The sequence below is a fragment of the Paenibacillus sp. MBLB1832 genome (assembly GCF_032271945.1).
In the GTDB taxonomy this organism is placed as follows: Bacteria; Bacillota; Bacilli; order Paenibacillales; family NBRC-103111; genus Paenibacillus_E; species Paenibacillus_E roseopurpureus.
On sequence record NZ_CP130319.1, the window covers coordinates 5,262,148 to 5,287,051 of the forward strand.

18 protein-coding genes are annotated in these 24,904 nt (G+C 49.9%); 2 read left to right on the top strand and 16 right to left on the bottom strand.

Features of this window, described 5'->3' with window-relative positions; genetic code table 11:
• The first annotated feature begins 110 nt into the window (after nt 1–110).
• Both MJB10_RS23750 and MJB10_RS23755 read left to right on the top strand, forming a co-directional pair.
• A complete protein-coding gene (locus MJB10_RS23750) occupies nt 111–1,034 on the top strand; it encodes a TauD/TfdA dioxygenase family protein (protein ID WP_314799313.1) in 924 nt (307 codons plus the stop codon).
• A 20-nt stretch (nt 1,035–1,054) separates the two neighbouring features.
• Nucleotides 1,055–2,065 carry an aliphatic sulfonate ABC transporter substrate-binding protein gene (locus tag MJB10_RS23755; protein WP_314799315.1) on the top strand — a complete coding sequence of 337 codons (1,011 nt, stop codon included), beginning with the start codon at nt 1,055–1,057 and terminating at the stop codon, nt 2,063–2,065.
• Between the two features lie 66 nt (nt 2,066–2,131).
• Here the strand turns inward: MJB10_RS23755 and MJB10_RS23760 are convergent, their stop codons facing one another.
• The 16 genes from MJB10_RS23760 to MJB10_RS23835 all read right to left on the bottom strand — a co-directional run bounded on the left by MJB10_RS23760 (nt 2,132) and on the right by MJB10_RS23835 (nt 24,854).
• The gene (locus tag MJB10_RS23760; protein ID WP_314799317.1) at nt 2,132–3,832 is read right to left on the bottom strand and encodes a hypothetical protein; all 1,701 of its coding nucleotides are present in this window, start codon (nt 3,830–3,832) and stop codon (nt 2,132–2,134) included.
• A gap of 26 nt (nt 3,833–3,858) precedes the next feature.
• Complete coding sequence (locus MJB10_RS23765) at nt 3,859–5,976, bottom strand: phage tail protein (protein WP_314799320.1); 2,118 nt, start codon at nt 5,974–5,976, stop codon at nt 3,859–3,861.
• Between the two features lie 33 nt (nt 5,977–6,009).
• Complete coding sequence (locus tag MJB10_RS23770) at nt 6,010–8,250, bottom strand: putative baseplate assembly protein (protein ID WP_314799323.1); 2,241 nt, start codon at nt 8,248–8,250, stop codon at nt 6,010–6,012.
• 532 nt (nt 8,251–8,782) lie between these two features.
• Nucleotides 8,783–11,854 (bottom strand): baseplate J/gp47 family protein, encoded by a 3,072-nt coding sequence (locus MJB10_RS23775; protein ID WP_314799326.1) that lies wholly within the window; start codon nt 11,852–11,854, stop codon nt 8,783–8,785.
• 49 nt (nt 11,855–11,903) lie between these two features.
• Entirely contained in the window at nt 11,904–12,305 is a 402-nt protein-coding gene (locus MJB10_RS23780; protein WP_314799329.1) for a GPW/gp25 family protein, read from the bottom strand.
• A 17-nt stretch (nt 12,306–12,322) separates the two neighbouring features.
• Nucleotides 12,323–13,048, bottom strand: coding sequence for a phage baseplate assembly protein V (locus MJB10_RS23785; RefSeq protein WP_314799331.1), 726 nt, complete (start codon nt 13,046–13,048; stop codon nt 12,323–12,325).
• Complete coding sequence (locus tag MJB10_RS23790) at nt 13,048–14,139, bottom strand: phage late control D family protein (RefSeq protein ID WP_314799334.1); 1,092 nt, start codon at nt 14,137–14,139, stop codon at nt 13,048–13,050. The genes MJB10_RS23785 and MJB10_RS23790 overlap by 1 nt, the downstream gene beginning before the upstream one ends.
• 4 nt (nt 14,140–14,143) lie before the next feature.
• Nucleotides 14,144–14,770 (bottom strand): CIS tube protein, encoded by a 627-nt coding sequence (locus MJB10_RS23795; RefSeq protein WP_314799335.1) that lies wholly within the window; start codon nt 14,768–14,770, stop codon nt 14,144–14,146.
• Between the two features lie 63 nt (nt 14,771–14,833).
• Nucleotides 14,834–19,930: a hypothetical protein gene (locus MJB10_RS23800; RefSeq protein ID WP_314799337.1), complete on the bottom strand. Its 5,097-nt coding sequence runs from the start codon at nt 19,928–19,930 to the stop codon at nt 14,834–14,836.
• A 77-nt stretch (nt 19,931–20,007) separates the two neighbouring features.
• Nucleotides 20,008–20,454 (bottom strand): phage tail protein, encoded by a 447-nt coding sequence (locus tag MJB10_RS23805; RefSeq protein WP_314799340.1) that lies wholly within the window; start codon nt 20,452–20,454, stop codon nt 20,008–20,010.
• 14 nt (nt 20,455–20,468) lie between these two features.
• Nucleotides 20,469–20,702, bottom strand: a complete 234-nt coding sequence (locus MJB10_RS23810) for a DUF6760 family protein (protein WP_082592721.1) — start codon at nt 20,700–20,702, stop codon at nt 20,469–20,471.
• A complete protein-coding gene (locus tag MJB10_RS23815; protein WP_314799343.1) occupies nt 20,663–21,034 on the bottom strand; it encodes a phage tail assembly protein in 372 nt (123 codons plus the stop codon). The genes MJB10_RS23810 and MJB10_RS23815 overlap by 40 nt, the downstream gene beginning before the upstream one ends.
• Before the next feature lie 89 nt (nt 21,035–21,123).
• The gene (locus tag MJB10_RS23820) at nt 21,124–21,558 is read right to left on the bottom strand and encodes a phage tail protein (protein ID WP_056612231.1); all 435 of its coding nucleotides are present in this window, start codon (nt 21,556–21,558) and stop codon (nt 21,124–21,126) included.
• A 41-nt stretch (nt 21,559–21,599) separates the two neighbouring features.
• Nucleotides 21,600–23,333, bottom strand: a complete 1,734-nt coding sequence (locus MJB10_RS23825; RefSeq protein WP_314799352.1) for a phage tail sheath family protein — start codon at nt 23,331–23,333, stop codon at nt 21,600–21,602.
• A 126-nt stretch (nt 23,334–23,459) separates the two neighbouring features.
• Nucleotides 23,460–24,263, bottom strand: coding sequence for a peptidase associated/transthyretin-like domain-containing protein (locus MJB10_RS23830; protein ID WP_314799355.1), 804 nt, complete (start codon nt 24,261–24,263; stop codon nt 23,460–23,462).
• Between the two features lie 12 nt (nt 24,264–24,275).
• The gene (locus MJB10_RS23835; RefSeq protein WP_314799357.1) at nt 24,276–24,854 is read right to left on the bottom strand and encodes a DUF4255 domain-containing protein; all 579 of its coding nucleotides are present in this window, start codon (nt 24,852–24,854) and stop codon (nt 24,276–24,278) included.
• Nucleotides 24,855–24,904 lie beyond the last annotated feature (50 nt).

The following is a 24,904-nucleotide window of genomic DNA, read 5'->3' on the forward strand; positions in this document are numbered from 1 at the left end:
AAATGCGCAGAATCGACTGGACCGCCAGAGATTCAATGCAAGGAAATCCTCCTTGTGTTGAGTCTCTTTTTGTTATTTCCAATTTCACCCACCCAAAGGAGAGATGAACGATGACGACAACTGTTGACTATGTATCCCGTGATTATTTACCGAAACGAAACCTTCGCCATGGAGCAAGAACGTTACAACGTTTACCCGAAGGTGCTCCATCACAACCCTATACCTTATTTCAAGTAAAGCCGCATGGGCCGCTGATCGGAGCAGAAATTGATGGTGTTGATCTCAGTCAACCACTTCGTCCAGAGTTGAAGGAGGAACTCAATCGAGCGCTATTGGAGTGGAAAGTGTTATTTTTCCGCAATCAAGCCATCACAAGCGAGCAACATATTGACTTTGCTAAGCAGTGGGGCGATTTGGAGACACATCCCTTCTTACCGCAAGGAAATGTGGAAGAGATTACAAGATTCGCTAAGGATGAGAAAGTTGCGGGGATGGAAAATATTTGGCACTCCGATGTATCGTGGCGCCTGAATCCTGCACTTGGTGCCGTGCTGCGGTTAGTGGAAGTGCCCCCATTTGGCGGCGATACGATATGGGCCGATATGGCGGCCGCTTATGACAACCTACCCGATGAAATCAAAACGAAAATCGATGGACTTACAGCCATTCATGATTTCACACCGTCCTTCGGACGCAGACTTGCTCCAGATGTATTGGCAGCCAAACAGATTGAATTGCCTGCCGCCGAGCATCCCGTCGTTCGCACTCATCCTGAAACAGGACGCAAAACCTTATACGTCAACGCCGCCTTCACGATCCGCATTGTTGGCTTAGAGCCAGATGAGAGTGAGAAATTGCTCACCTACCTCTTCGCACAGGCGCATCTTCCTGAATACCAGGTTCGTCTGCATTGGGAAAAGGACACCATCGCCTTCTGGGATAACCGTGCGACGCAGCATTACGCCGTTTCCGATTATTTCCCGAATCGTCGGGTTGTTGAACGTGTATCCATCGTCGGAGATGTGCCATTTTAAATTCTTAGGAGGATTTCGCCATGTCAAAATTTCTATCCCACAAACCAATGCTTCTCGTCACTGCAGCATTTCTATCACTAACCGTGCTTGCAGGTTGCGCATCGAATAAAAGCGATACGAAGAACGCTTCCGCTCCAGCCAAAGATCCGATAAAAGTCAATGTAGCCATTAATGGCGGCATTAGTCCTCTCACTGTTTTAAAAGAAAAAGGCTGGTTGCAAGAAGCTTTCAAGGCAGAGAATGCCGAGATCGTGTGGAGCGAGTTCCCAAGTGGTCCACCGCTGCTCGAAGCCCTTGTTGCGGGTCGCGTTGACGTATCTTTCTTAGGCGATGGCGCCACACTTAGCGGGCTATCCTCTGGCTTGCCTTTCCAAATCATTGGATTAACCTCTGAAGGGGCACGCAGCAATGCTCTAATAGTCCCTGCCAATAGCCCGATTAAGAGTGTTGAAGATTTGAAAGGGAAAAAGGTGGCGCTAGCCAAAGGTACGACAGCACACGTTTACCTGCTTAAATTATTAAGTGCTCACGGCTTGCAGCCGAATAGCGTCGAAATCGTCAATCTTCAACCAGACGATGCTGCTGCAGCCTTCACGAGTGGTCAGTTGGATGCTTGGGTGGCATGGGATCCCAATATCACGATTCAACTTGGCAGTGGCAAGGCGAAATCCATCGCTTGGGATAAGGAAGGTATCCTTTCTCCCGTATCGTTAATCGCGCAAAATGATTTCTTAACCAAGCACCCTAACCTTGTCACAACCTATCTCAAGCAATATAAAAAAGCAGCAGCATGGATGAAAGACAACCAGGATGATGCCGCTAAGCTGTTCTCTGAGCAGAAGAAGGTCCCTGTTGATACCATGAAAACACTCTTAACGAACTCATCTGTAGACCTTCAGGCTTATACGGATAAAACGATAAAAGCACAACAAGAGACGGCTGATTTGTTACTGTCTAATGGATTTATTAAAAAAACAGTGGATGTTAAAGCTTTCATCAACAACAAGCTAGTCCAAGATGCATTAAAGTAGACTGCACAAAACGAAGACCGTCCCGAACAAATCCACTTGTTCAGGACGGTCTTATTTGTTTGACCCTTACTCCGCGTCGCTTCCCGCCGAAGCCGCTTCCCGCATCGCGGACAGCGCCTCATCCAGCGAGTCTCCGCTGGCACCTCCAACGCTGCTGCCACTCGCCGCACTCGCCATCTCGGCGCTATACGCCCACCAACGCACACGTACATTGCTCGGCTCGTTCGTTTGCTGCACCTTCACGCCGATGCGGAAGGTACCCTTCTGCGGATAAGCGATTGTGCCGATCTTCACTTCCGGCGCATCCGGTTCAAACTCGCTGCCTTTGAACACCTCAGCAGCAGCCCCGCCGTACACGCGATCGCCCGCCGCCAACATATCCGAGAACGCATCCCCGCTGCGCTCCTCCAGGCTCGTGATAATCAGCACATTACCCTCGCCCAGACCGTGTACGATCTCGCCAGAATAAAAGCTTTTCGTTGCGCGCCCGAAAGGCGAAACCGCAATCTTCGTGAATGGCTCAATCGGAATATCCACATAGCCGCTCACGATACCCGCAAGCCCCGTGCCGCCGCCCGCTGGAATGCCGAGATCGAAGCTCAGCTCGCTGATCGCATGGTTGTAATTCACGTTTAACTCAGGCTTTTGCCCAGGAGCCAACGTTTTCACCTTCGATTTGGTCACGAATTGACCCGAAGTTTCCTCCCGATACTGGCTAGCCTGACTAAGCTTATACATCACCGATGTATTATAAACATACTCATCGAATGGAACTTGCTCAACACTCTCGATGACATACGTAGGTCCTACTTGAATTAAACAAATTTTAGCGAGATAGACACAAGGTTCTGACGGTGCCTCAAGCGAAGCCTCCAAGGATTGCTTCACGAAGTCAGACATCAAGCGCTCTTTCACCGCTTCCGACACGATCTGAATCTCACCAACAGACTGCACCTGCAGCTCCAACTGCTTGTCGTCCACCATTAATGCCGCTCCATCCGCTAGAACACCAACGGTTGCCTTCACATTAGCTGTGCTGTCCGCACGCAGGAGAACCGTCATTTCATACTCGCTCTCTTGGCTATCCTGCGGCTCTTGGAAAACGATTCGCTTTCCATTGATCGCCTCTACCCGCGTAGCATCCAGCTCATATTGGAAGGACACGCGGCCTACCTTTAACGTTTTCTCAAAACGCAGCTTCATCTCAAACAACTGCCCTGGATTCACATAACGAGGCGTCGTTTGCAGAACGCGAATATGTTTGTCTTGATATAGGACGATCGTCTGATCCGTCAAGTTGGCTAATGGCAACGAAGCTGGGTCCGGTGCATCCTCGCGAATGAAGAGCCGGTAGCTTTCCAGCACACGGTTATAGTCATTAATTTCATCCGAACGGATGGAAGAATTCGCAACGGCGTGTACGGGTTCTTTTTCCTTTTCATCATAAGCAATGCAGAGGTAGACGTTCTTCGCGTACTGGTTATTGCTGAATCCATCCATCATGGACAGCTTCATCGTCATTGGAGACGGCACGACAATCTCCCGTCCAAGAGCATCAATCGCTGCTCCCATTTCGACGGAGACCGATTTCTCATCCACCGCTACGACCTGCAAACCAGTCAAAACGCCAGATCCATGCAGAAGTCGGTTCATCATGCGGCGTTTATCATTGAAATATTTTTGCTCCGACTCAAAATCTCTGACCGTCAGCAGCTTCCCATAGAAATACCGATTGCGTTCAAACGGGTAATAACGTGATTTTTTCATAAGGATACCCTCACCTTCTCTACCATTTATTCGATTTCGGAATCTAGTCCCAAGCGCGTATGAATATCCATGCGTTTATCACGATCTACATCAATCAGCACCGTATTGTAAGGCATCGATGACCGCTGATCGAGGGTTAATAAGGTTGGCTCTGATAAATACGTATTAATACCCAGGTAGGTATGCATATCCGCGTACATCCAAGGCTGCAGCACAATCAATTTGCCTTCCGTGTAAGCAGGCTTCTGATCTTCAATGATATGTTCAATAATTAACCGCTGCGCGTCCGTTCGGACCGATTCCGGCTTCAGCAGCACACAGAACGTGTAAGGATTATCCCCATATAATTGGGCAAAAAGCTTCCGCAGTTCCGAAGTCTCCTGCATCATCTTGAACTGGAAATATTCCAGGACGAACGGTTCGGACCCCGTGTAAATCTGAAGCATACGGATTAAGCCTTCTCGCGTGCCCCTCAATTTATAAAGCTCTGGCGCCCGCTTAATCAGCTCTCGGAGCTTCCGCTCACCCCAAGCCTCATGCTCGGTAATCGCCAGCCAACCACCTAGCCATTCCAAATACGTCCCCGACACTGCATCTGGGTCAAAATGAGCGGAAATCCGATCGATTTTATCCTCCATATCGTCAAAAAACGTACTGAACATCGCGAGGAACCGCTCCAGGAAAGGACTGTGCTCCTCATCCTGCTGGTACATCGGCGGCAAATAGGAGATCAGCGAGGTCCGAGGGTAATACACTCTCAGCTTGCGAATAAACGGCGATGTTTGCTCGCTGCCAACGAGTTCGATTTTGAACCACAGATACCGCCCCTGTGCATTCATCAACAGCGCATCCTTCGGATTCAGAATCGGCTCCGACCAGAGGTCTCGCGTCGCTCGAAGCTTCTCTCTGGCCGTGATACTAGGATCTGTGAAATAGCTAGAATAATTGAGATAATGCCCATCAATCTCCCCTTCACTTTCATCCGAGGCAAAATAGGAAAAGCGAATCTGCGTCTCTTCCGGAATGTCCGCTTCCAGTCGTATTTTGTGCCAGACTGTCTCCGTCTCGGTCGTATCCAGCTCGGAAGAGAAGTACACGGCCTCAGGCAGCTGCGTATCCTCTAGCAGCATCGTGCGAGACCGCAGGTCCAGCAAGGAGATCTGACCGCTCATGCGATCAAACACATACAGGCGGTTGCGCCCATCCTGCACTAATTTATCTGTACGACCACGGAAGCCAGTCACCTTATCCAGGGATTCGCCATTGCCGCGATATTTTAAAATGAAACGCTCGGTCACGCCCTCTTGCTGCGCATAACCGCTGTCCCCAATATAGAGATTATGATTCGTATCAATGGAAATTCCTGCAAATCGCCCTTCTTGCTCCAATGGAAAATGCAATGGCTCTCTTCCATCTTCGTGGAACACAGACACAGTCCGAAGCTGCGTATCCAGCAAAGCTAACGTACCGTCCGCAGCAGCTGTGTAGTAGCGTCCTTGCAGTTTACTTATTGGCGTCGCCTCTGTCATTCGCAGTGCTTCATGCTCGAATACCCTAGTGACTTCACCTGCCGAATTCCACTGTATAATGCCAATCCTGCCGTCCTTCGGGACTTCGGGACTTCCATTCATACCAACCGTAATATCCAAGGGAACGGTGATGTACAGCGTATTGACGGTTTTGAGCTTCGCATTCACCGAGAGCGGATACAGACTGAGTCCCTCCCACTCCTGTGTCGCCCACATCGTCTGACCATTTGAAATGGAATAGAGCGCAAGTCTTCTCTCAATCCCCTCGCTGGCATCGGCAATGATCAGAAGATCACCCATCGAAGCAAGCTGCGCCCCCGGACTGAACAACTCATGACCGCGGCGAAACAGCAGCTCTCTATGGCGACTTTCATCATCATACACCCACACATTCGCCGACTCGTCCAAAAGAATCAGCTTCCGCCCAGGCCCCACCGTCATATCTTGAATCGGAGGAATTCCTTCCAGCTCATCCGTGCGAACGATGCGATGAATGCTGTACTTCTCGGTCTGTGCAATCGAAAAGCCATGCTCATCCATATGAATATTCGCATCGTACCCTTGCTCCCAATCCATCGGTTTATTGAGCGAAAAAAACGTTTGACCATCCCCCATCGTTCGTCACCTCATTTCCCAAGAAATTAAACCCTACAAATCTGTCAGACTGATCGTCTCGACCTCGTGATCCCCAGAGTAAACCAGGGCATAAGGCGGGATATGTATATCCCCTGCGCCATCTTTATGGAACCCGGTGCCTTCGGCGTCCAGCCAAATGTCCTGCACGTACACGACACCTTTGATCCGCGAAATCACACCGTAGATATCGCCCTTGTACACCGTCCGCCCGAAACGCCAACCCTCTTCGCCCTGCCCATGATCCATGGGCGCAAGCAAGCGTTTGAGCTCCAGCACGATGCGGCGCTGCTCGTTCTTATACTTCGGCTCCATGACGACGACCGCATGGACCGTGATTTTGATATATGCTGCTGGAATCACATGCAGCTCGGTCGTCAACAGACGATGCCGATCCAGATGCTGCTTAATCGTCTGCAGGAAGCCCTTCCCTGCCCGAGGCTTATCGCTCTCGCTGTAGGGCACGACCACCACGGTCATCTGCGCCGGTGCCGTGACCCGCGGAAAGTCCCGCATCCCCGGCTTATACAGCGGGATGGCTTTCACCCGCGCGACGCGAAGCCCTGGCGCCGCCTTCGCGATCGCCTCGTAGTCCTCGGCGGTCACCGCACGCGTCGGTGCCGCCAGCTCGCGCTGCACGCGCAGCTTCGCCTGCGCGAGCGTTTCCGCCTCGCGGCCGCCTCGCGCCGCGAACGGGTTCGTCACGCTCATGCCTGGCGCAGCCGCAAAGCCAAAGCCCGTCACGAGGCCGTCCTTGACGTTGCCTCGTACGCCGCCGCCCGCCTGCAAGGCCAGGAACCGAATGTTCGGTTCCCCGGACTTGCGCGGCACCAGCCCCGCTTCGTTATTCCCGAAGCGGATCGTGCCTGCAGCGGCGTCGTAGACGTAGTGGCGGTCTGTGGACTTCGAGTTATCGAAGTCATCGACCGCCGTCCAATCGTCCCAGACGAAGCTGTCTTCACCACGCGGCCGATAGCCCACTTGCAGCAGCATGCTGCTAGGCTTGAACGCGCGGCCGCGGGAGATCTCGAAGGTCTGCCCAGGCAGACCTTTGCTGTTGCCAACCCAGCGGCCATAGTCGAAATCGGCCGTATAGGCAATGAATCGCACCCGCTTCGCGCCTTGCGGCGGGATGCTTCCGTGCTCCCCGTCGCCGAAGCGCAGACGGGTCACTCGGCGGACCGAATCCTGCTGCAGCTCGCAGCAGAGATCGTCAGGTCCGCAAGCCTTTAGGCTAGCTACGACGTGCCAGTCGCGCCAACGCCCTTGCTCATCCAGCACCTGCACGGTGTGCAGGCCTGTATACGCGAGATGCGAAATCAGCTCATAGCGCTGATTCGGCTCGCCCGTGCTGTTGAAAGCGCGGACTTCGCTAAGCGTTTCCTGCTCCACAGCGCGTACGGTATTGAGCGTGATTTTTTCAATTTTGGGAGCCAGTTCATATCCATCTTCTTCCAATGTGCAGCAGATCCAGTACCGACTGCGGTCATCGGCTGGATACAAAGACATCGGCTTCATGTCGGAGGTGATGGAGAATTTTAGCTCGCCGCTCTGGGACAAATGCACCGTCGTATCACTGTGCGTTTCAATCGGCAGCCAGCTCTCGGTCTGCTCTTCTTTCCCCGCGCCAGCGAACGACCATGCCACTTTAGCCGATGAGACCAATGGATCTGTTTTATCGAGTAGCGGATTAACCTTTACGGGGTAGCGATCAAATAAGTTAAAATAAATCGAAATCTCCGTGTCCACTGGCAGTGCACGATCAAAACCGAGATACAAATGCGCCCCTTTGCGCGCCTCTGCGCCGAAAGCGTAAAACGCAATTTTCGCCTGATTGTTGGACGTATAGTTCGCTGCTGCCGTTTCCGTTCGGACGAGCACCTTCTCTAATGTCGCAGGCACCAGCTGCACCGTACTCTGCGTCTCAAACCTCAAATCCATCGCGAGAAGCGGTGTCCCTTTGGGGAGCACAAGCTGCCCCTCATTACCCGTGAAAGTTACCTCGCAAGCGGCAGATACAGCATCCTGCGGACGAATGCCCAGCAGCTTCAAGAACTTGCGCTCACTGCGCTCAGTTACACGGTTCAAGTAATATTGTTGCATCTCTGTTACCCAGGACATCAGTTCCAACAAGGTAATGCCAGGATCATGCGCGTTTTCGTCTGTCCACTCAGGGAATAGCTTCGGAATCGACTTCCGCGCTTCCATGACCATCTGTTCGAACATGCGATCATCTAAATTCGGTATAGGCAGCAATTGTGCTCACCTCCTTTGTTTTTTCGACTACCTGTACGAGCGGCGCTACTCTCTCACTCGAATTAGTCGATTTTTCCGTCTAACTCTACCCGTAGCGCCACTCTTTCACCCGAATTAGTCGATTTTTCCGTCTAACTCTACCCGTAGCGCCACTCTTTCACCCGAATTAGTCGATTTTTCCGCCTAACTCTACCTGCAGCGCCACTCTTTCTCCCGAATTAGTCGATTTTTCCGCCTAACTCTACCTGCAGCGCCACTCTTTCTCCTGAATTAGTCGATTTTTCCGTCTAACTCTACCCGTAGCGCCACTCTTTCACCCGAATTAGTCGATTTTTCCGCCTAACTCTACCTGCAGCGCCACTCTTTCTCCCGAATTAGTCGATTTTTCCGCCTAACTCTACCTGCAGCGCCACTCTTTCTCCTGAATTAGTCGATTTTTCCGCCTAACTCTTCCTGCAGCGCCACTCTTTCTCCCGAATTAGTCAATTTTTCCGCCTAATTCTACTTGTAGCACCACTTGCCACCCGAAAGCTTACAATACGTTCACAACAACCTTGTGCTTCCCGCTCACAATGATGCCATGCGGCAGGGATGGCAGACGATTGACATCCAATTCGACGCGTACGCCATCTTCAATTTTGAAGACCGTCATGTAGAGCTTCTCCACATGGCTGATCGTGCGAATGGATTTCAATAAAGCATAGAAAACGGACGGATGAATTGGTTGACCAATCGCCCAGCCTTTCGAGTCGAAGTTACCCGTTAGGGGGTCAAGGAAGCGCGTCAGCTTCTCAATTGCCTGAATCTCCGTCATCACGACGGCATCCATGCCCTCGACAGCCACGGTCGCGGATACCGAAATTTCCATGTACACAGGTTCAATGACTTGCAGTCGTTCTGGGAATGCAACTAGACTCGAAGCACGTCCGAGAATAAAGCGTTCGACCTGCTTCTTCAACTCAGGGAACGTGGAGCTGCCTTGCTGTCCTTCTTTCGGTAAAATGACGAGCGTCATCGAGCCGATTTCTTTCTGCATGTACGCGTTCCGATTCGGAATACACGTGACCTTCGCAATGTTCGGATACGCTTCCCTTGCCAGCCACTCATAGTCCTTCGATGACACTGCACGATTGCGGTGTTTCAACAGTTCCGGACCGCGTTCCAGCGCAGACTCGATCTTTTCGGCTTCGCAGCCCCCAGATGCAGGCTCAGGGTTGTACACCTCGCCGACAAAAGCAATCGAATCCTGCATCCCATTAATGTGACGCGCAGGAACATTGCCAATTTGACCAGATGTCACCTGATAAGTCACTTTTAATTGTTCAAGTCCGCCCTTCGGCGGGTGCAAGCCTTGTACGCCATCCCCCACGCGAATGCGTCCGAATGTACGATCAATGACATAATGCCGGTCTCTAGAACCCGACTCTGTGAAATCACGAACCGCAGTCCAACGTACCCATACCTGCATGACGTTGCCTTCGGAATCGCGGCGAATATCCATGAGCGGAACGCCAGATTGCTCGTATTCAGAAATTTCCTCTTCCGTCACGAAATCTGTCTCATCCACCCACACTTCTTCAGAAACGATCCCCTGTCTGGACAGTTGGTACTCCAGCTCTTCCAATCCTTTGACAAGCGGAATTTCCGCCGTAATCGTCTCCTGCTGGAGGACATGAACCGTATTCATGAAGAGCCCTTGAATCATCGGAATAACCACATGTCCACTCACGTGATCGTAGAGGTCGTCGCGATTACTCGCACGGATCCAATAGCCATGTTGACCGAACACCGATGCGGCTGCAAAATCCGAAGGACCCACGAATTGCACCGTCCCGCTCTGAGTCAGGCCGTTCGTTTCATCGATCACTTTGAGCGCTGCCCATTCTGGCGCACTCCCTGGGACTGCACCCGTACGTAAATATTCCCACTCTAATAAAGGCACATCATGCTCGGAGAAACGTTGCTGTTTCACAGAAATGAAGAGAGAGATGGGTCCTTTCACAGGCGCCGTATCAAATGAGATACATAAAGCAGGATGCGCCCCTTCCAATGGCTGAAACGGTTCAAAACCGCCTGCCAGCCCACGGCTGTGTTTCGTCCGATCCTCGTAGACGGTATTATTGAAAGCCAAGCAGCGATCTGCTTGATATAAACGATCTTCGAACTGATACGTAAGCGATACCTCATCAATCCACGGCGATAAATAGAGAGCTTGCGCTACATAAGCGTTCTCGATTTGTAGAATCCTTGCCCTGATCCACCGGTTCTCGTTCCCATTCACATAGGTCGGTTGTAAATCGGCTGGACAGCGGAACTGAATCTCCTTGCGCACCTTCTGCTCCAGCGGGTAGTAGAACAGCTTGTCTGCCTCTTTCCCCACATCGAGCCTTACCCAAGTCGTACCATTCCAATATTCCCAAGCGACCTGCCCCACGGTCACGTGAACGACGGGCGGCTTCTCGAACTTGGTTTTCTTCATAACCATTTTCCAATCAACTTGATCGGTCAATTCCGCCCCAAAACGATTCTCAATCGCTTGCAATCCGAAGCTTAGCTTAATATCGCCATCCGTTTTCGTGAACACTTCGTTACTGCCAATGTAGAAAGAACCGTATAACGCAAACTGGTCGCCAAATGGATAAAAGCCAGACGGATCTGCATCGACATCGTTATAAAACATCTGATCAGGCTGAATTCCGCCCGTGTCCAGCGTATCGATATAGTCGGTTTTCACCGAGATATGATCCATTGACAATCGGCTCTCCGCAAGCGTTTTGCGTTCCGCTGAGTGAGGCTTCAAGCGGCATTGAATCCAATGCCCTTCTAGCCCGTTTACTTCTTTGAGCACTAGCTCCTCGCGCGTAAGCTTCTGCAGTATAACGCGGTTGCCTTTGGCCTCGACATGATCGAACGGCTTCCACCCCTCTTGGGTGCCATACAGCCATTCGGTCAGATCTGGATCGCTTAACTGGCTCGACATCGCAAATTCTTCAAACCGCCGAGTCGAATTACGGAATTCGATCTCGATCTGAGCAGGATGTGTCACGGTGAAAAGAGCGCTGTGCTCCACATACAAGGCATGTGCTTGTATATTGTTGCCCTCCTGCAAAGCGAACAACTGCTTCGGCGCTGGAAGTCCTTGACGGCTCGCCTCAACGAAGTCATCCGCGATCCGAACGATAATATCCTGTTTGCGGCTCGTGACGTAGACACTAGTTAGCAACGCAGGCGTCAGCAGCACACTGCGAGCCGTTTCATAAAGAATCGTCTCTTCCATGGCCGCTGCAACTTGGGTGCCAGCCGAAATAAACACCGATTCCTTTGTACCTTCATTTAACACAAAAGTCAGGTAACTACTGGCTGGTCTTGCCGGCAGCAGCGTGACATCGAACATATTGAGAAACGCAATCAGATTTTTCGTCGGCACGCGATTCAATCGTTTGATATTGTCATGAAACATATCGGCAAACATCAGAAATAACGCCGACCCTGGATCCGGATTGTCTGGCGTGAACCGCCACTCTGGCGTATAATACGGCGCCAACTCTCTCATTTGCGCAATCAAATCGGATATTTCTCGGGGATCAATTTTGGGAGGTTGCACAGCTACACCCCCTCTCTGCACATGTCATCATCGTGTCCGCAGCCTCTTTCTATTTGGAGCCTTCGAATAAGTAGAACGGATAAACCTGATTAAATAAGTTATTCGTCGAGCGAACTGTATACGAAATGTGAATCATCACTTTGGCTGGATCGTGGGCTTCTGGAATCGCCTTGACCTCCACTTCATGAACCCGTGGCTCCCAGTTGCGTATAGCTTCCTCAATATTCGTTTGGAGCAAATGAAGCGTGGTATCATCCGTCGTGTCAAAAATGAATTCCTGGATCCCGCACCCGAAGGATGGACGCATGACGCGCTCTCCTTGCGTTGTTCCTAGAATGACACGGATTGCTTCCGCGATGTCTTCTTCAAACTCGGACATTCGGATACGCCCCGTTGCAGGGTCAACCTGTATCGGGAACTTCCAGCCTCGTCCCAAAAATGCTTCCGACATCACGTCACGCCCCTTTGTTAATTAATTTTCACCATGCTGCCTTTGATGTTAATGATGCCATCTGACTTGATATCAAGCGTAGCTCCCGCTTTGAGTGCCATTGTGGCGGATGCTTCGATACTAAGCTGCGTGGATTTAATCTTGATTTCCTTCGTACTTTCAATGCTGACCTCGCCTTTGGCATTTAAGGTAATCTTCGACGTCTGGCTCACAATCGAAATTTCGTTGGCTGAGCCGCCTTTAATCAACATCTTATTATTGCCGCTGGCATCCGCGATGGAGATGGAACCGTCTTTATCTTTCATTTCAACGATTTGACCCTTCTTGGTCTTAATCGTGATGCTTTCATCTCCGCTTTTATCATTAAAAGAAAGGGTATGACCAGATCGCGATTTAATCATGCGCAAATCATTTTTATCTGCAGGCGCTGGCGGCTTCTGTTTCGGATTCCATAACATCCCGATCACGATAGGCATGCGCAATTCACCCAAATGAAAGGCAACCAACACCTCATCATTCACCTCTGGAATGAACAGACTGCCCATGTCATTGCCGCCCATAAACGTTGCGATCCGTACCCAATCGGTCTCGGTTTCCGTATTTTGCATGGGAAGTTTGAGTTTCACACGCCCCAATTTATCGGGATCATTGTTATTCGTCACAACGCCGATCATGACTCCGCCAATTTTCTGACTCGTGAAATCCGACATACCGCCTATATTGAAATCGGGAGTCTTGAACATTAGACTGCATTCCCTCCCAGTTGAAAACGAGTAATATAGCCATCCGTTGCATCCAAAATATGAGTTGCACCTGTTATGTAGTAGGTCTGATCGAATTTTTTGCCGATTCCACTAAGCTTAATATAGCGACCCGCCCGAATCTCTGGAATTCCTATGCACTCTGCGGTTCCGCTGACCAGCTTCATAGCGCGGCGATTGAGAATCGCATTAGCGTAGCTCTTGGCTTCCTCAACCGAAAGTACATTCGTGAACATCTGCTCGACGTACGTTCCCTTGGCACTCAGAATATCTTTGCCTGTCTTCGAGTTGGAGCCTAACTTGGTCACACTTGTCGACTCGCCCTCGATAACCTTGAGCTCTTTATTGTCCCAAGCTTTAACAGAGACGCCTGTAATTTGATCAGCCAAATTCATATCTATACTCACAGAACGAAGTGTTTTCCCCATTTCCAAGGTTAGAACGGCTGACATGGCAGTTAGCGGTTTTCGGAAATATAAATGCTTCCCGACAACGAAGAAATCGTAGTTCACAAGGTTCGCTAAGTTCTGAATGAAATGATAGTCATTACATTGACTTTGGGCGAGCACAGGGAGCTCTGTCGTTGTTGCATCAACATGCGTGGTAAGTCCGTATTCCTTGGCAATTTTCGTGACAACATCGCTGTATTTAACCTTATTCCAAGAACGTGACTTCATCCCTTTCATCATCAAATAAGAATGATCCATCCCTCGAATGACGAGTCCAGGCGCTCCGTTTTCTGGAAATTCAACCTCAATGGATGTAATTTGACCTGAAAAAACATCCGTAAACTTATCTACATACCCTAAACCGATATCAATGGTTGTCCCCAAGGTAAAGGTCGTTAAATATTTAAAATCGTTTTTTGTGATGTCATAGGCATCGGCAACTCGAAAAGCAAAAGAATCTGCCGTACCGTCAATGGATGATTCCACACGCATCATGTCGATGGTAATCGTGTCATCAATTTTCGAGCCATCTACCTTAATCAGATACATCGGTGCGTAAAAATCTTTATATTTTTCAGCTAAATCATCATATGTAAAAGTGGACGTTTCTAGTTGTAGGGCCATGGGCTTAGTCCAGCCTTGGGACTGAAATGCGGCGTCCCGTGGCAACTTTCATCGGATTGTCAATCCCATTGGCTTTGGCGATTTCCCGCCACAGCGTCGGATCTTCGTACTCGTTGGCCGCCAAGGACCACAATTGCTCGCCTTGACTTAACATTTTCAGCTTCGTTCGGTCAGCCGAGTGTCTTGGTATTTGTTTTAATTGATCTTTTTTGCTCAGGGTGGACTTGAAGGTCACCTTCAGCTTCGCGCGAACTGGAATGCCAGAGTCCAAAAACATCGTGAAATGCTGATTCACACCTACCACGACGCCTTTAAAATCCAGCGAGCCCCATACGAATCGCACAAGCGGCGGCGCATGAATTTCCTTTTCGATATCTAACAATCCCGAAATCTTCTTCGTCAGCAGACGAACGTCAGTCCCTTTCTCATAGGTATCAAAAAAGATATCCATGGAAAGCGTCGTCGTCCCTCCGCTCACGAATTGGGCGATCGGCATGGACAGTCCCGGCACTTTATTCCAAGAATATTCATTGGATGTATCGATCGTATATTCGCCAGGGTTAAACATCACATCGACGTTCTCGGTCTTACTGCCCTTATGAACGATAATCTTTGCTTTCTTGAGCGCCATGGCTATCCATCCTTTCTGCCCTTTATCTATATAGTTAACGTAGTTAACGATGTCATCTGCTTTTTAAACGCCGCGTCGCTGACGCTCGAACCGCAGCTTCTTCTCAATTTCGCGGTACACTTTGTCCGCAATTTTGGCGATATCCAGCTGTGGCAGCTGTCGCACTAGCTCCTGCATTTGCTGTTCGCTAAGCTCTGGCGGAGCCTGCTCGACAGGTGCTGACGGCATCGAATCCTCATCCCCACTCGCTTTGGTCCGCAGCCAGTCCATCTCAACCGGCTTCTCCGCAAGTTGGCTTACGGGTGCTTGTTTATGCTCCAGCATCGCCACCCGCGAGGCCAGATGTTCCTGACTTGTCGGCGTACTGCGAGATGGATTGGCTAATTGAGCCTGTGTCATCATGACTTGCGCTGGGCTACTCTGCAGCGTTTGCGTCGGCATGTCTTGTGTAGTTGAGCGCATTGCTGACGATGCTGACGCGTTCGTAGCGGCTATCCGTTGCGTTTGTGCCAGTATGTCTGGCGAGGTGGTGCGCATTGGCGTTTGCGTTACCATGTCTGGTGAGGCAGTTCTTCGCGGCAAGACCAAATCTGGAGCAGCGGTGCGCATTGGCGTTTGCGTTACCAGATCAGGCGCTGCGGTGAGGCGCTGGGTTTGCATCACCATGTCTGGTGATGCTGTGCGCATCGGCGCCATTGGCGCTTGCATCGCGGATTGCGATCGCGCGATGGATTGCGGTGCGGCGATGCTTGGCGCGTCGCCGGATTTCGCTTGCCGCTGCACCTGCAGGTGCAACGGCTTTACTGCAGCGGCGGCCGTGCCTTGGCTGCTGCCTGCTGCGCTGGTGGCTCTGCCAGAGGCAGCCGCCTGAGTCATACTGCCCGCGCCGAGGGCGGGCAGGCGGTGTTCGGCTGCGGCGGGCGAAGCCGCAGCCGTTCTCGCAGGAGCAGCGCGCAGCGCTCCTGCGGGGCTCGCCAGCTGCGGCATGACACGCGGTGTCATGCTCGCGCTCTGGCGAGCCAGCGGCGCGCGTGCGGAGCGCGCGCCCGTGGCCGTTGCGGCCCGCGAAGCGGCCGCAGGCTCCAGACCTGGAGCGCGCTGTTCCACCTGCGCGCTCACCATAGCCCGGATGGTTTGCTCCGCCGATGCCGTATGGAAGCGTTCCGCTTCCACACGGCTGTCCGAACCATGCTCTTCTCTCTGGGGCTCGCGCTCATTGCTGCCGACGGAAAGCCGTCGTTGCAGCAGCTCGACTTGCGCCCCTGCTGGATTTACCACGCTACGTGTTGAAGTTCCTAGACGTTCAATCCGCGCTAGCTCCGTGACGTCCCTAATCTCTTGCGCTGTTGCTCGATTGATTAACTGCCTAAACGATGTTCCTAGCGTTCGCTGAATTCCTACACCGTTAGAATTCACTATGCTGCGATTCACGCGCAATACATCATCTACATACTCAGACACTATGCGATGCAACTTCGGACGTTCAACCGTTTCCTGGACAGGCATCGCATGTCTTCCACGAACAATATCCCTGAGTTCTTCAGGTTGTTGCTTGTTATCAACAACTCGCGTCTGTTCCTCGGTCATATTGTTCTGTAGAACAGCTGAACGTTGGGTTAGTTGATCGTCGTGCTGTGCACGAACCGAAACGCGATGTTGTTGACTTGGTCCTGCTTCATCCATTCTTCTCGTCATCACGCCATTGTCGATGCGACCTGCGCGCAACGTAGGCTGACCTTTTAAACGTTGCATTGTTCCACGCTTTGTCAGCGCTATGTCTTGCCCGTTCATATGAATCCCTTGTCGACTCAAGCTTTCACTAGGTTGTGGATGGAAGGATGCAAATTGTCCAGCATCTATCTTCCGTTGGATCATTCCTTGTTGCTTCCTAACTCGTTCCACACGAGAAGGAGCACCTGATCGACGAATAATCTCGACCGATGGACGACCAATTGGTTTGCCTGGCACCACTTCATTGATTGGCGTACCTTTTTGCAGCTGTCTGCCTTCTTGATCGTTATCTGCTTGCACTTTATTCTGTTTTGCAGCAGTTTTCCAAACCTCAAGTCTTGACCGTTCTGCTGAATCGGAAGTCTGAGTCAGACTTTCGCTTGGCGTCTGTGTCTGCCATGTCTGAACAGAAGATGAAGTCTCGACTAGATTACCTGCTCTAGCAATCTGACGCTGAAACATGACAGATCCTTGATGCGCAGTTCTGACAGGATTCACGATAGCACTGCTGTTTTGTGCCACTTTGGCTGCTATTTCAGCCGAAAAGCTTGCCGTATCTGTCCCACGACTCGATTCAACTGGCGTCTGAGCCTCACCACTAAACAGCGTCCTCGGGAGTTGTTCTTGATTGACAGTACTTTTCAACCTCATGGATTCAGCCTTACGTAAAGGCGCTCGCAAAACACGTTGAATAACGCCCTGCTTAACCCCTTGCTGTTCATTCGTACTTAGAAGTAAAGAACTCAAACTGCGCTGACTCGCAATGGCGATCTTAGCAGCTACTTGATCTGCTAACTCCCGTGGAATTGGGTTACCCTTACTTGCTAGTAAACGGTTATTCACCTGATGAACCTGTGGTTCAGGCTTGCTCATGCTACCCATGACACTTTTTCTAGGTGTAAAAGAAGTCGATGCATTTATCGCTTTTGAAGATACGAGTGTTTCCATACCCTCCATTTGAAGCTCCTGCTCTTTACGCAAAATCTGCCCACTCTGCATGAACGGTGTACTTTCTACACTCGAGATCACATGACGAATAGAAGTCTCATCCGATAGCTTCATTGACCTAGGCTTCGCAAAAACATCGGATGCGAGACTTGGTTTACCAAAGGAATCCGGTCCATGAGCAAGCACTTGCGCAATAAATAAACCTTGTTCTGATTGTCTAGAATCTCTACTAACATTATGGTTACTTCTAACCACTGGCTCATTAGAAGGTGGTTGTCTCCGTGGTGTAAGGAGCTGCTGAAGCCAGCCCTCATTGCTTTGAATGGTTTCAACATGTGCTCGTCCATTCCCTTGAATCCACGGTTTTCTGAAAACCGTGCTTGGGGCAGCGACCGCCTTAGCAATACGACGCGATGGAACTACATCCCTCTCTTGTTTATGAGCGGGAGCAGCATCGGTTAACCGCTTAGCCACAAATGATTCTTGCATCATCTGTTCAGCAGGTTCTGTCGCAGTCTCATGTACCGTTACTAATGGTTGCAGGGCGATATCTCGGTTCTTACGAGGTCGACCCCTTTTTCTTTTGACTGGCTGCTCTTGACTAGTTTCAAAATTAAGTACTTTCATTTGCACATTCTCCAGCTCACGTTGCTGCTGAACTTGCGCTTGCTCTTGTAACAGAACTTGTCTTTGTTCCTCTTGCTCTTGGAGCTGCTTTTTCTTCGATCTTCTTACTTTCTTCTGTGACAACTCTTGTGCTAGGACTTGCTCTTGGAATTGCTTTTGCTCCTGTTCCCTCGCCAGCACACCCGCCACCACTTGTTCGTCGCGTTGTACAGTGCCATCGACTCGCGCTCCAAACTCAACTTGATCCTTAGCGTGTTGCAACGCTTGCTGCTGCTGAACAGCCGCAGCAATGGATTGCTCAATTTCTTGTATACGCACTGTCGATTGAGACTCAACTAGGCCTTCAGATTGCGTGCGGAGCTCGTCTCTCTCTTGTTGCAGTCTTTCAATGGTTTCCGTTATAGTTTCAACTTCAAAGGATGAACGAACGGTTTCACGTTGCTCTGGCGTGTTTACTTTCCGCCAAACATGCGTACCACTCTTCCCCGCATGCCTGTTGAAAGTTAAAGCGCTAGCAGTCGCATGCATAGCTCTAGGCAACCGCGAAGTTAAGCTTGCGGCATTAATTGGCAGTGGTGCTTGCGCAGCAGCCAAGAAGCCTTTGGCAACAGACGTGTCGCTTTTTCCTGCTGTTTCACGCCGAGGGAGCGATTGCTCGCCAGGAACAGCACTGTCAACCGCACTAGCCGCTTCCGCATGTTTAACTAATAAACTGCGAATAAATTGCACCGTGCTTGGCGTCTTTACTTCCGAGAAAGGTCCCAAACCGAGCTTCGAAGACACTTTAGTCCCCACTGTTGCATCTTCCAACCTTAGCAGTTCGCCAACGTGCTGAGCACCTTGGTGATGAAGGGTTTGCGTCATTTCACGCAAAATCAGCTGAGCAACACGCAGAATTGAAGGCTGCGTTTGCGAACCGGTGCTGACTGCAGAGGGAAGATTCCCAGTGCCTAACAAGGCAATATCTGACGTTAAACGCAACTGCCCAGCTTGGAACTGATCTAACCATACAGACGTTCCACGAATCGCATCAACATGCTGTTCTACGCTTGCATGGTTAGCTTTTGCATTCGGCTGCATCCCTTCGCGCATAGCTTGCTTATATAGTAGTTGTAGTGTCTTTTGCCCAAAATGCCTTGTGTTGCTTCTATGTTGAACTCCATTCACCGTCGGGCTCGTTTGATTCACCTTGCCCCTTGCCCCATGAGCGAGCATACCAATCGAAGCCAAAAGTTGCTTCATCGAGCGCTGAATAATCGGCGAGTTTCCTTTGTTAACGACATTAACTGTTGCTGGTGGTGAAACCACCGTATCAGGTTTGATATCCTGACTTTGTTCCTGCGCGAGTTGAAGCTGACTTTCCAGCAACTTTGCCTGCTTGCTTGGACGTCCGCGCTTCTTCTTAGGCTTCTCTGTTGATGCAAGCACTGGCTGAGGCGGAGGCACACTTTGTTGCTCTTGCTGAACAGTCTGAACGTGCTTCGGCAGCTCGTAGCCGCTCTGTGTAAGTAGCTGTTGCAAATGTTGGATCGTTTGCTGTTTTGTGATCAGTGGTGCAGACTCTCTGTGTTTCAAGCTTTGCAGTTGTAATTGCAATTGCAGCACCCAGGCCCGATCACTCGGATTCTTAATGGCTGCTAATTCTTTGTCGGTTAGCCCTTTCCCCTTAAAAATGAGGGCAAACATACCCAAATAGTTGTTCCGATCCCAGCCGTATTTCCCCATGATGCCCGAGGCAAATTGCTTCGTCAGGCGGGAGGTTTGACCGACCGATGCACGGCGTTTCCCTTCAGCAACACGGAGTGTTCCCTTACTTCTCTTTCCACGGGGTTTATGCGATTGTCGAGATTTCATGAACAATCCCCCTAAAAGTTTTCGTCAGAAAACTGACTTCGTAAGCATATGCTTTAAGTTTTGCGTAGCAAAACCGGTTACTTTTTAAAAATCGTCTTCAAACCCTCATGCACCAGCTCAATGGACTCAATCGCCACATTGACACTCGTTGCATTCAAATCAGGTCCGTTCCATTTCACAGGAAATGCGTTGGTGAAATTCCACCGGCACATCTCGTTACCCTCGGTGTTATATAGAATGATAGAGCCGTTTTTCCGTGTGATTTTGCCTTGAGAAGCATTATAATACCAATCCCATAGCTCACTGGCATTCGAAATTCCTCTTTTTAACACAATGTTGGGGAACTTCGTATGTTGAACCATGTAATGGGGATGCGTATTCAAGCCACCCTCCCAGAAGGGCTTCACTTCGATCTCCGACTTCATGCCCGTCACTTCGGAGAAACCTCCGACAATCAGACCATCGAGCTCGACTTTGAAGCGAAAGGCACCACCGATGTTGCGCAATTTCGTTGGTTTCGTCATTCGTTGCTCACCTCTTACCGAAACACATCAAACGGATTGTCTGGCTGTTTCTTACCTTCTTCGTTCAAATTACGGTTGATGCGGGAAATTTCCTCGCACCACGTTCGGCGTTCACGGTGTTCCATCGACATAATCTCATCATGTGACCAATGAAAATAATAGGCAATAAAGCCTACTTCCTCATAAATCTTGTCAATGGGATAGCCCGTTACGCCATCTCGTCCAAAAAAGACACGTCCACATCGAATTCGTGCTCACATTTCGGGCAGCTCGTATGTACCCTTGGCACTTCCATTTCGTTAATTTGACGGTAGAAGTTTTGTAGAAATGCTAGGTCTGCTGTGAAAAATTTCTCAACGACACGCGTATCAATCGCACGTAAGTCACCTAAATTGGTGATAACACGCGTAAGCAAGATGATCGTTAAGTACCCTGGATTTTGCTGAACACGTTGATCACGCATCGGCAAAATCTCATCTGCCGCCGTAGCTAGACGCATAACGCCTCTCTTATGCAGTGTTCCATTCTCATCGACATACCCTCTAGGAAGCTCGAATTCATACTCTGTCTTAAAAGCCATGCTGTAGGTACCTCCTTCATGATACTTGTTAACAAAAAGAAGAGTTAGGTACCGAAGACAATCGCTTCGGCACCCACTCTAGTCATGCCTTACTTCGTACGAGTCATACCTTCATGAGCAAGCTCTAAGCTCTCGATGGCAACCTCGTTCCCAGTACCCTTGAAGCTTGGTGCTGAGTATTTGGACGGCCATGCCTCGATAACTTGCCAAGTTGCTACGTCGCCGCCCTCTTCATTGATCGCGATAATCGTAACTGTTTTACGGGAGATTTTCCCTTGGATGGATTCAGACATCCAGTTGTACATATCCATGGAGTCTGTAACCCCCCATTTCAATGAGATGTTGCCGTATTTTGCAAGTCCCGGAAGCTTCCGAGGTGTGATGGTTTCGTTTCCTTCACGGTACTCAATTACCGAAAGAGAAGCGTCAAATCCAGAAATTTCGCTGAATCCAGCTTGCTGAATTCCTTCTACTTCAATTCTAAATCTAAAATTGCGGTATGGATCCCTACGTTCGCCAGCCATGTTATACCCCTTTCCTAATATGCGTAATATCTAACGTTAAACTATTCTTCTCTTGTTTTCTGCGTAATGCGGAAGATCACGAACTCGGCAGGTTTCACCGGAGCAACCCCGATCACACAAATCAATCGACCGTTATCGATGTCATCTTGTGTCATGGTGCTGCGGCCAATATTAATGTAGAACGCTTCCGAAGGACTTCCGCCCATCAAAGCACCATCTCTCCACACCCGCGTTAAGAACGCATCAATCGTCCGCTGTACACGAGCCCAAAGCTGTTCGTCATTCGGTTCAAAAACAACCCAGTTCGTGCCGTTCTTGATGGACTCTTCGATAAAGATAAACAAACGTCTAACGTTCACATATTTCCAAAGACCGTTGGAAGATGTTGTGCGAGCCCCCCAAACGCGAATCCCTTGTCCAGCAAAATGACGGATCAAGTTTACGCCCTGTGGGTTCAAAATATCTTGCTCACCTTTGTTATATTGGCAATCTAGGCCTACTGCACCGCGAACGACTTCATTCGCAGGCGCTTTTTGAACACCACGCGATTGGTCGGAACGGGAGTAGATACCGATTACAGAGCCAGATGGCGGTATGTAAATATTGCGTTTATCTAATGGATCGAACACTTGCAACCAAGGGTTGTACATCGCCGCATAGCTGCTATCGAAAATGTTGCGGTGCGTCATAACGTCCGCTACTTTCGTCTTATCACGTGGAATATCAAGAACAGCGAAGCGGCTGCCTAGATTTTCACAGTGCGCAACTAGGGATAATTGAACCGTCGGCTCTGTTACACCTGGAATGGCGATGATGGATACGACATCGTTATCGATGAAGGACTGGATACCTGTACGTTTGCCAGGACCACGGTCAACACCCATATAGATATCAGGCGTTACATTCGCGATGGAACCGTTGCTGCCGCCAGACAAAGCGATTTGGAATTTGCCAACGGACTCGTTCTCGCCGGAAAGCACCTCGAAAGGAGCGATTGCGCCAAGATCTTGACCCTCAGTCAAATCTTTCACCGTAATGATGTTCGAGCGGGAAACGATTTTCTCAATGTGATTCGCTGCCGTAATGTTCAGAGAAACTCTCTCATACGTTTCAGCTTCGTCACCGTAAAATACGTGAAGGGTGAACTCACTTGTTGTCAACACTTTGGACGGCAGCAAACCGCTGTCCACAACATCGCCATCAAGCGCTTCCGACAATTCAATAATGTTGTCTTGGGAAGCAACAACCTTGCTGTATTGTTTCGCGCCCCCTGCTTCAAAAGCAACAACGTCGCCAACGTTAAAGCCAGCGTTATTTTTGACGCGGTATTGTTTCTCGCTTAGCACTTCATAGACTTGTGTCTTTGCTTTGCTAGCTGGAACAACCACGATACGAACTTGGTTCCCCCATGTACCTGGGTTTTTGGAAGCAATCTCAAGCACTGCTGCTTCTTTATTGGATGCCCCTTGGTTTGTTGCGACTTTCGCGTCAGTTGGCGCTACACGCATAACATAACAACGGGAGCCTCCGTTTAAGTAGAAATGCTCAACCGCATAAGACAGGAAACGATATTCGCCGAATTCATTCTCGGACAAGTAGCTGCCGAATAAACGGTGGAAATCCGCTACACTCGTAACCAATTGAGGGACACCTTCAATTTCCCCTCTTTGCGCAAGCCCTATAAACCCGGCCGTACTTGTGCTTGCACCTTCAAGCGGTTGTGCTCCGCTGTCAAACTCTTCCACATAGACTCCAGGTGATAAATAGTCAGCCATTGTTCCCCAGTTCTGTCAGATGGCAATGCTTACATAACACTAAGACCACTGACATGAAACCAGTTCTCTCCTTTCTGCTTGTCATTTTTGTATAGAAGATGGACGTGTCCATTCTACTAATTAGGGTTATGTAAGGACTAAGGTGCCAAGATTAGCAGTTGTTCCTTCGGAAACGGTAATTTCCTCGATCACATGCCTGCCGTTTACGCCATACGTTATGACCAAATCAGTTTGAAAGGTAGAGGTGCGGTTCCCTCGAAAAGCAATGGCAACCTCTCCGCGCTGCGTGCTTCGCGTTTCTTGTACGGGCAACAGCAGTGCGCCTCTCGCATACGCTTTCTTCAGCCCATCTACGAGTCGAAACCGTTTCTGATGTTCCAGCACTTCGGAAATACGAATGATTTCTTCCGCAGCTTTAACGCCCCTTCCCCGGAGCAGATAAGTATCGCCAGCCACAATCGTACCTGTAAATGAGCTTAACGTTACTTCAAGAGCGCCTTTGTCGGCTCCGTCTGTCAGTAATCGCGCGCGCGCACAATCCTCCGTAAGAACGGTGGATTGTAAGTGAGCATCGCGAATAGGTGCTCCAGCAGCATCGCGAAGCATGCAACGGATCAGTCCTGCACCTGGGGAAAACGTGTAAGACGGAATGGGATTCAATTGAACAACTTCAATAACATTGTGGGTTGTAACTGCGATGTTTTTCCATGCCTGAAAGTAGTAGTCGCTCTGTACAACTAAGCGGTAATCGCCAGGCGTTAAATCGTTGAATATATAGGAACCATTCGATTTGCGGATTGCTTTCGAACGGGTGCCTTCTAGATGAACTGTGGTCGTATTGCCAAGAGGAGCTTGTGAGGTGAGTGCGTCGATCACGCACACAACCAGAGAAACACGGGATTTCAATTGCGATAACCGAATTGGATCCACGGGTGGAACCTCCTAACCTTGAATACGAAAATCGGTTTCCGAAACCCTTTTAGTTGTTCTGATGCGTGTAGAATCAATATGTACGGGTCCTACGGTGTAAGCCACGGTGAGTCGATAAGGGGTGTCTGAGAAATTCCACATATTCATCATGCTTTCTCCTTTATAAGGATCCATGACAATGCGAACTTCTTCGTCTTGCTCCGCCAATGAACCTACGGTCATTGAACCTCGCAGAACGGAGTTGTCGTAGATAACCTGCATCGCCCTGCCGAGAATTCGATGTTCATCCAGCGCTCTGGAGGACAGCTCTGCCGGTGATTGAACGGTCAATAAGTAGCTCAAATCTACGACCATCGGAGGAAACTGAATCTCATTCGTTCCTCTAGCAATCATATGTGTTTGGCGATTATTACCACTTTCACGCACGTTGTACAAGTAGAGAGATAAATAGAAATCCCCCTTATCAACGGGTGAGGCGAGCCCTATCATTTCTGGTTGGGGAATAGGGTCTGGTGTCATGTTTTCTCTGAGAAGCTTCATTAGGGACGCACTTACATCTGCAATGACAGAATAATTACCTATGGGTGTCACTTCCTGCCTCAAATTACCTAGATACACCTGTAGAACCGCTGGTTTTTATG